Here is an 8,647-nt window from a genome sequence, read left to right as displayed (position 1 = left end):
AAAATCCATTCTAATGTAGAGGTACCACTGACAAGAGATTCCGTCGCGAGGAGCCGGATGAGGGGAAACTTTCACGTCCGGTTTTGGAGACGAGTCGGCGGGGGCGACCCCACGGCTTAGTTTAATTACCGTTCGCGTAGCGTGGCCATAGGCCTTGTAACCGAAGCAATAGCTGGTGTTGGTAAGAAGCCTACACTGAACCTGTAAGGTCAGTGTAGGAGTATGTCACTCACTCTACCTGTAGGGTGTGCTTCCCAGTTCTAAGTAAATCCTGTTAATTTCTTTAAAAATAATTCACCAGCTTCTTCCAAATTCCCATCCAGAGAAAATGTCAAGCTGCGGACTCGAATATCACGAATTTTAACATCAAGGGGTTGAGTTAAAGGAGCTGGATATACTAAAACTGCCTCTTGGCAATCTTGTGTGATGGCATAGATTACTACTTGGTTAAAGTCATCACGAGATGGACTAATAGGGATTTTATACTTAGTATCGAGAATGCAGTATGTTTTCTCAGTCGCCACCTCGTAAAGTACTAAATCAATGTAAAAATATAATGTCTTGTCGATGTCTACTCTTTCGAGTATCTTAATGCCAAAGCCAGTAGGTAAGTGCGATTTTAGCCATTCAGCAACAAAGCGTTCATAGAGTTTTGCCATGTTAACTAGAAAGGGCAACATGGTATGACTACCTGTTTGATGACTTGGTCCGCTGTGTTCGAGAAAAAAGCGGCAAAGAACATGTAACCTTTGGTAATTCTGATTGAGCCGATTATAGTTTCGTCCGATACAATCCCTAGCGCTATAAGGTTGTAGGGTGACAAGGTTTTGTAGGGCATGATAGGCTTGGCGCAACATGGGACTTACCTTAGCGCTATATAAACCCGTGCGAGAGATACAGTGGAGTGTCCAGGCGATAATCTGATTATCTTCGATGTCACTAGTATGTTCGTCGTAATGGCAGTTAAGTTTGATATCCCATGGCTTCTGGATAGTTTGCTGTACATCCAAACGCCCCCGAAGGTATGCTAGTTGACCAGTTGTAGGGATGTAGGTGCGGTAGAGTCCTTGGCGAATGCGATCGCGTATGCCATTAATAAGGATACTGACCAGGTAATCGTAAAATTCTTCTAGAGATTGACAATCAATCAACCCTTCTAGAATGTGAAAGCTTCTAAGGTTATAAGCATAGTCCAGCATTCCGAAAAGATTGTTTAGGGGGACTTTCGGCTGGAGTTGGATGCTCAGTTCATTGGTTAGGGGAATATAACCTACCCATCCTTGAGAGGTTAGTTGCCAATAATCCCCGGTTTTGGAGTATTGAAGGTTTACTGTTACCTGATTGCTGTATTTTTGCTGCAATTCATCGATTACGGATTCTGAAATCTGGTAGCGTGGAATCTTATCTGGCTGATACTCCGTTAGTTTGATTATAGTCATTTGTTATAGCGCTACGCCCAGGGAACAGGGAATAGGGAATAGGGAATAGGGAATAGGGAATAGGGAATAGGGAATAGGGAATAGGGAGTAGGGGTAAGAACATTGAATTTACTTCATAAGTATTTGAAACGCTAGATTTTTAATTTTTAATTTTTAATTTTTAATTCTTAATTTTTAATTCTTAATTTTATAGTGTCCCAGCGAAATTGGTCTAGTTTGTCTCGTTGATCGAAAAAGTATTCTTCTAGATATGGCTCAATTTCCCTTTGCCAGATATCTTCAATTTCCTCAGCTATAGTTTCTAGTAGAAAGAAGGAGATTCCGAGGGAGTAGTTAGGATCTGCGATCGCATTATTTATTTGTTCCAGTATCTTAATCAATTCATTCACTGGAAAATCCGTTGTTTGGTGATATCGTCTCAGGATTTCATAGTTGGGATAGAGCCGAATAAACGCGAAGCGACGGCGAAATGCCTGATCAACTAGAGCAATAGAACGATCCGCTGTGTTCATAGTACCGATGATCCGAACATTTTTCGGGATACTGAATAGTTGATTACTGCCAGCTAAGGGAATTTTTTGATCCCGGTACTCTAGTAGATACAATAATTCTCCAAACACACTAGCGAGGTTAGCACGATTAATTTCATCGATGATTAGAACACAAATTCCTTGCCGAGACTCAGCTTTATTACAGAATTCTAGAAATCTGCCTGGAACTAAAGGATATCTCAATTCCCCATTTTGACTTTGTGGACGAATACCTTGAATAAAGTCTTCATAGGAATAGGCAGGATGGAATTGGACAAGTTCCGTGAATCCATCACTTCCACTGATTAAATGGTTAGCAATTTTTTGAGCACTATAGGTTTTACCTGTACCTGGTGGGCCGTAAAAAATTCCTTGTCCTTTGCGTTCAATAGCACGTATCCATCCCTCTAACTCTGCTATATCAAAACCAGTATCTTTAGCACATTGGCTTACCGTATACTCCTCTGGTAACGCTATCCTTGAAGCATCAGAGGTAAATTCGATAACCTCCTCTTTCCCCGAAAAATTATACCCTTTAACCGCAACTAACCAGTAGCAAAACATATCGAATAAATCATTATCCCTCAGTACTGGTACACCCGGTTGATGCATAGTGTTATCTAATGCTTTAATAAGCTTAAATCCTGTAGCATTAGCCGCTGAATAATCTGTCAGTCTCTTTCCGTAGGATGTATTAACAAAATAATTGATAACCTGTCGAGAATTATCATTGATTAACAGAAACCTATCTGGTTGCAGCCCATTGAGGAGATTCGTCAGCATTTCCGTCGGAAAACCTTTAGAGTATTCCCCTGTAGAAAACTGATCACAAGCTGCTGATAACTGATTAGGAGGCTTAGTGCAGCGACCAACAAATTCAAGGATGTCGTAACCAATCTGCTCTACTAACCTTTGTATCCATTGCTGCTGGGATGTCAGTGTTGACGGCAATTGTAATTCTAAATAATTATCATATTTTCTAGGAATAGTTAGTATCCATGAACCATCACCCTCACCATATTGACTATTCAACGTAATCGCCAATTCTCTATCAGGGAATAGCTGAAATAGTATCGGTTCTGTTATAGCTTCTCCAGACTCCACTATGGCAGAGATAGCTTCAAAATTCCGACACCAAAGGCGACGCTGCTCTTTGTAGGTTGCCATGTGACTTAACCCAACCGGTGTGTAGGGATATGAACTGATAAATTCCTGAAATAGACTGACCAATTCAGCTTTCTTATCCCCCACCATACTATCCACCTAATTTTTTTTATTAGAACATGTTTGAGACATTATAAAATTTTAGTTAGTTAGTCATTGATTCTCACTAGTGGGTTATTGGCTTGCTATTATCCATTATCGATTCTCCATGACCCATTCCAAAATCCCTTCTTAGCAAATATTTAGCTAATTGATATAAGGCTATGACATAATTTCCATTTTATTCTGTACAATAGACTTAAGATACTCAAATTGACTAGTCGTCAAGTAATGATAAGATTGTGGAGGTCTAAAGTTAGCCCATTTTGCTCTCAAATCTTGTAAGGTTACTGGTGGCTCAAAATGTTCTATGAGTTTTAAGCAAATCCCATAACCGACGGCGGCTTCCTCATAATACTCATTAAAATCTTTTTTTTCTATACCAGCATTGTCCTTTACTTTATACCAAAGGATATCCGGGCGGTCTTGAATAACGTCTTCCACTTCAAAAAAACCCGATAAAACCTTATCTGGAGCCGAGACATAAACCACAACAATATCCCCTGGTACTAATCGAGGACGCACCCGACGAAGTTCAATTTTTTTGGTTCCCTTGAATAATTGATTAGCATATTTAGGACGAATTGATAATAACAACACATTGGGCATTGTTAACACGAGTAATTTTTATTAATTTTGGGTGCCTTCTCTATATATCATTGTAAATTGTTCCTTATCAATCCGCAACGGTGATTGAAGTGTTAAACGCTTACCAAGTATTTCTTTAATTTCCGCCAAATCTATAGGATTTTTAAACAGTTCAGTATCACTAAATCGAAGTGCCATCAGATTTTTATTAGGATCATTTTTGGTAAGCTTCATTAAATCTTCTAATTCATATACACCCAATCGTCGAAACTGTTGATGGAGATTTTTAGGTTTATTTACGACTACTTCATCAAGTCTAGAGCACGCTCTTACCTTTCCTGTGCCGCAATACTTTTTATTATAGCTTACATACCAAAGAATTCTACCAACAACCCCTGGTTTTAAGCCACCATTACTTCGATGGCTTCGATAATAAACAAGTTCACGTTTTAGCGCCAGATCAGTTTCCGATCTCCATAGGAGCTGGTTAGCTAAGTCTTCATCGAATAATTCCTTTGCCCATTCTGCTTGAATAGGAATGATTATAGTAGGAAGATCAGCATCAACAATTTTTGCTGGCCACAGTATGCGTTCAACGTCTAGCGTTGTTTTTACCGCTGTGGTTAATTTATCAGTTTTGAGGGTATCAGCAATTTTTAGGCAAAAGTTATAATCCTGACTTCGATTAGCTAAATGAGTTAGATAGTCGGATAATTCTGTCGCAGTTATGGCAACCGGAAGATTGGCATTTAAATAACCATCCTTAACTTTAAAAAATGCATCATCTTGAATACCGCTAAGAATAGTGTGATCCAAATAAGGTTCAGTAATTCGTGTAAATGGCAGATTTTCACGTACTGACAGGGATATAAACCAAAAAATTAAGTGCCGCGCCAGGGTTTCTTCAAGAGGACCAGATCTAACCCGAAAAATTGGAATGTTTAACTCATGTTTTTTCTGGGTATGATACGCAATTAAAGCTAGGGGATTATTTTCTGACTGGAGAATAATATAACACTTGAATTTATCGGGATTAGCAATAATATAGCCCAGCCTTCCTTGAAAATCACTAAGTTTTTCTCCCTTAGGACTAACCAAAAACCTTTGACTCAAGAAAGCTACCTGATCTAATTTCTGAACAACTTGTCTAGTGATACCTGTACCTGCTAAGCGTACAGGCTGATAGTTAATATATTCGTGAAGATAATCTAGCTTAACAATTAAACTAGTAGGACTAAGAATTGATAAGTTCAACTCCTCATTTATAGCATCTGTGATCGCTAGTATTTGTGAATTACGAGTCAAAAAAAATGGTGCATCTGAAGCTATGGCTATAGCTAACTGACGCAGTTCAGATTTATTGAGAGTTATCTGAGTTGATAACAAAACCTTGGTTAGAGCGCGACAAGCTGTTTGAAAGTCTTTCTGATTGTAAGGGAGTTGAGTAAAGGTATCGGCTAACTGGCGTTTAGCATTCCTTTGTTTAGTATCATCAATAGTATTGATAACCTTAAATATTTCATTAGTTATACATAACTCCAAGTCAGGCTGTAACCAATCAGCTAGTAGAGAGTCGGATTCGGCCTTTGACCTAGCTTCATCTCCTTGCAAGTCAAAAAACACGCTGGTATCAATGACTGCACATAATTTAGACTCAAGTTTTTGGGTAGCAACCGTAGAAAATAGGGTGGGATGGTCGTGATCGCGCCACCAAACGGTAAGTAGTTTTCCATCCTTGCTCCTTCCGGGTTTTTCAGCCAAAGGAACAAAGTCTAAGTGAGACCACATTTTATGTAATTCATAATCACGACGGCATTTGAGTTTAATGCCGTAAAAGTCCTGAGTGTTCTGACTTAGATAATTAACCAGCTTTCTAGCAATCCCCTTACCACGCCATGATGGCTCGATGCATAGATGAACAATAACGATGATATTATGCCTACGCACCTTCCGGTATAACAAATAACCGGTACACTTTTTTTCAGGAGTAAGCGCCACCAGTATTTGACGATTGACTGCGTGTTGATCAAACGCTCCTTCAGGAAAATGACCAAGAGTGTTTGCGTGTGCTCGTCCCAAAGCCTTGACTGTCCTTAGGTGCAGGGATTTTTGATCAATTGTTTCAATTTGAAGCTCTATCTTTTGTGTCACGTTACCAATTACCAATTACCAATGGCCAATTACCAATTACTATGCATGGAATCGACCCTATTGTACGTGATTAAGCATACCTAATCTTACTGGTTAGAAGGAAACCACTTTTGCTCTAGGTTGGTCAGTTCTCCCTCTTCCTGTAATTGCAAAATAATTCGGTTGATTGGCTCGCGATAATGGCTACCTTGAGGCAAAACTATGCCGTAGTCTTGTTCAGCAAACAACTCACCGACAATCTGGTATTCTCCGTTTTGTGACGTTTCGTAAAGTAACGTTGGTGAATCATAAACTAGAGCCTGCACTTGCCCCGCTTTGAGAGCTTTGTATGCATCTTCCAGCTGCTCAAATTCAATCAGCTTGACTGGCTATTGATTCATATATCTGGCAGAGGTCGTGTCTGCGACAGTAGCAACCTGTTTTCCGAATAGATCGATAAGATCAGAAATATTCGATTCAAGACGATCAGCTGTGATGGCTGCGGTGAAGTAGGCAACCACGAATAATCCAGTAAACATCCAAACAATTACTACCAAACGCCCCACAACACTAACGGGAGATTTATCGCCATAGCCCACAATTGTAGCTGATTTGTAAACTCGCTGTAATCCTTGTAGGATCAGGCTTGCGCTAAACTAGAACAATTGAACTATTTAATAACCAAAAGATAATCATAGCAAGGCTTTCAAGCTTCTTAATATTTACTTTACAAATTAGCTCTAAGGTTTTGTCTCTGACCTCAACTTCTTCCTATTTTATTCTACAACACTTAGACTAAAGTTTCGGGACTTTATAAGATATTTTGATCACGGCGCTTCAAGCCGCTATGGGATTTTATCCCCGATCTAAAGAGACGGGTTTTTCAGCTTTTAGATTTTTATAAACTTAGGAAAAAAACCAAATGGAAACAAAAAAGAACTTGCTTCCTAAGCAATAATGTTCGTATTATATCACTACTGACCAGAAAAGGAGTGTTTGATGAGATTACCCAAACAAGTAGCACCAGTCAAAAGACCGGATCTGATTCAACCCTATCGGGCAGTGGATGTAGTTCATGGTCGAGGCCAAGACTTGGTGACTATTCGCATGGACTTGACCCATGGTGCCAATTACAATGACCCAGCACCCTTTGCTTACCCTAGTTATCAGCAACTGAAAACCTCCGGCTGGGGCGGATGGTATTGATGTGGTGGTGCCCCTAGGTCAAACTAAGAGATGGGTAACAGTTACATAAGATGTCGTAAACCGTAACAAACACTAACAAACAGTAAAAAACAATTATGCCAGAAGAAGAAACTAAAACTCCCAGACGCGGTCGTCGCAGAAAAACCCAGGCGAAGCCAAAAGCCAAAGCTGCTCCTGCTGCTGCTTCTCCATCTGTTCAACCAGAGGTTGCTTCTCCATCTGTTCAACCAGAGCTTAATGAACAGGAAGAAAAGAAATCAGTGTTACTTGCTACTGGTCTAGAAGATTATGCCCGGTGGAAGGTTATGTTTAAAGACCAGAAGCCAGACAATGACCCCCCTTTCCGTCGGGGACGCATTTGGGCTTAATCAGGGCATGAGGGGATAAGGATAGCAGGGCTGTTTCTTGCGTCCGACTAAAATTTCACGGGTAGGGAGATAGGGAGATGGGGGAAATTTTTATTATATTAATGGTAATTATCCTGAAATGATAATAGCCTTCAATGGTCGTATTTTTACAAAAGCGATCCATCCCTACTCCCAGGGCGTGCCCTTGACCCGTAATTAAATTCGCTCAAGGTGCGCGCCTCCTAGGGTGAGTAAATCGCCCTTGGGTCGAACCTTGAGGGCTTTGCCGACGCGGGGCGCGAACGGGCGCGCACCGCTCCCTACTCCTTACTCCCTAAAACCACCAGACTAAAGTCCCTCATCCAATTGAGAACTGGTATATATGATTAACTACAACTATGGTAAAAAATCTGCTCAAAAAAGTCTCCTAAAAGTATTCCGTATACCCCTACAAGCTACTTTAATTGGGTTTTTCCTTATCAATGGAGGATGCTTAGCCCAGACAATTCCACTGACCGAAAATCTGATTAACCTCGATTCCGATCACGGAGAAAGGTTACTGATGGCAAGCCAAGTCCGAGAAGACTATTTGCCCCTAAGTATTCAGTTTGTCACTCAGGAAAACCTGGCTTACTGTGGAGTAGCTAGTATGGTCATGGTGCTAAATGCTTTATCAATTCAAGCTCCAGAGGCACCGGAATTTAGGACTAACCGCTTCACCCAGAAGAATGTTTTGAATGCCAAAACTGAGGAAGTGCGGATGGCTGAGGTGATTGCTCGTCGGGGCATGACTTTGGAACAATTAGCAGGATTATTGGAAACTTATCCAGTTAGAGCAGAGGTTTACCATGGTGGTGATTTGACCCTGGATCAGTTTCGCAACATAGTGGTAAAGAATTTGCAAGAAGCGGAAAATTTTGTCTTAGTCAATTACTTACGCAAAGCCATTGCTCAGAAAACTGGGGGACATATTTCTCCTATAGCTGCCTACAACAAAGAAGCAGACCGTTTTCTGATCCTAGATGTCTCTCGTTACAAGTATCCTCCGGTCTGGGTCAAGGCTGAAGAATTGTGGCAAGCCATGGCGACTAAGGATTCAGAGTCTAAAAAGACACGGGGGTTTGTGCTGGTGAGTACCCGTTGA

10 protein-coding genes are annotated in these 8,647 nt (G+C 40.6%); 3 read left to right on the top strand and 7 right to left on the bottom strand.

The window, feature by feature from the left end:
- Positions 1–260 precede the first annotated feature (260 nt).
- The 7 genes from F6K46_RS01405 to F6K46_RS39985 all read right to left on the bottom strand — a co-directional run bounded on the left by F6K46_RS01405 (position 261) and on the right by F6K46_RS39985 (position 6,549).
- On the bottom strand, positions 261–1,439 hold the full coding sequence (locus tag F6K46_RS01405) for a restriction endonuclease (RefSeq protein ID WP_293055201.1): 1,179 nt from the start codon (positions 1,437–1,439) through the stop codon (positions 261–263).
- Entirely contained in the window at positions 1,402–1,542 is a 141-nt protein-coding gene (locus tag F6K46_RS01400) for a hypothetical protein (protein WP_293055199.1), read from the bottom strand. Before F6K46_RS01400 ends, F6K46_RS01405 begins: the two co-directional genes overlap by 38 nt.
- A 64-nt stretch (positions 1,543–1,606) precedes the next feature.
- Entirely contained in the window at positions 1,607–3,223 is a 1,617-nt protein-coding gene (locus F6K46_RS01395; protein WP_293055383.1) for an AAA family ATPase, read from the bottom strand.
- A gap of 171 nt (positions 3,224–3,394) precedes the next feature.
- Positions 3,395–3,841 carry an ASCH domain-containing protein gene (locus tag F6K46_RS01390; RefSeq protein ID WP_075904013.1) on the bottom strand — a complete coding sequence of 149 codons (447 nt, stop codon included), beginning with the start codon at positions 3,839–3,841 and terminating at the stop codon, positions 3,395–3,397.
- A 21-nt stretch (positions 3,842–3,862) separates the two neighbouring features.
- Positions 3,863–5,971, bottom strand: coding sequence for a GNAT family N-acetyltransferase (locus tag F6K46_RS01385; RefSeq protein ID WP_293055196.1), 2,109 nt, complete (start codon positions 5,969–5,971; stop codon positions 3,863–3,865).
- An 86-nt stretch (positions 5,972–6,057) separates the two neighbouring features.
- On the bottom strand, positions 6,058–6,327 hold the full coding sequence (locus F6K46_RS01380) for a transporter substrate-binding domain-containing protein (protein WP_293055381.1): 270 nt from the start codon (positions 6,325–6,327) through the stop codon (positions 6,058–6,060).
- A 12-nt stretch (positions 6,328–6,339) separates the two neighbouring features.
- Positions 6,340–6,549, bottom strand: a complete 210-nt coding sequence (locus F6K46_RS39985) for an ion channel (protein WP_293055194.1) — start codon at positions 6,547–6,549, stop codon at positions 6,340–6,342.
- Positions 6,550–6,949: 400 nt separating this feature from the next.
- On the opposite strand from F6K46_RS39985, the gene F6K46_RS01375 reads away from it, so the two are divergent.
- The 3 genes from F6K46_RS01375 to F6K46_RS01365 all read left to right on the top strand — a co-directional run bounded on the left by F6K46_RS01375 (position 6,950) and on the right by F6K46_RS01365 (position 8,647).
- Positions 6,950–7,156 carry a cyanobactin biosynthesis system PatB/AcyB/McaB family protein gene (locus tag F6K46_RS01375; RefSeq protein ID WP_075904007.1) on the top strand — a complete coding sequence of 69 codons (207 nt, stop codon included), beginning with the start codon at positions 6,950–6,952 and terminating at the stop codon, positions 7,154–7,156.
- Between the two features lie 95 nt (positions 7,157–7,251).
- Positions 7,252–7,524 (top strand): cyanobactin biosynthesis PatC/TenC/TruC family protein, encoded by a 273-nt coding sequence (locus F6K46_RS01370; RefSeq protein ID WP_075904005.1) that lies wholly within the window; start codon positions 7,252–7,254, stop codon positions 7,522–7,524.
- Positions 7,525–7,885: 361 nt separating this feature from the next.
- On the top strand, positions 7,886–8,647 hold the full coding sequence (locus F6K46_RS01365; RefSeq protein ID WP_293055190.1) for a phytochelatin synthase family protein: 762 nt from the start codon (positions 7,886–7,888) through the stop codon (positions 8,645–8,647).

This window comes from Moorena sp. SIO3E8 (assembly GCF_010692445.1).
Classification (GTDB): domain Bacteria; phylum Cyanobacteriota; class Cyanobacteriia; order Cyanobacteriales; family Coleofasciculaceae; genus Moorena; species Moorena bouillonii.
This window is presented reverse-complemented; position numbering and strand designations above follow the sequence as displayed.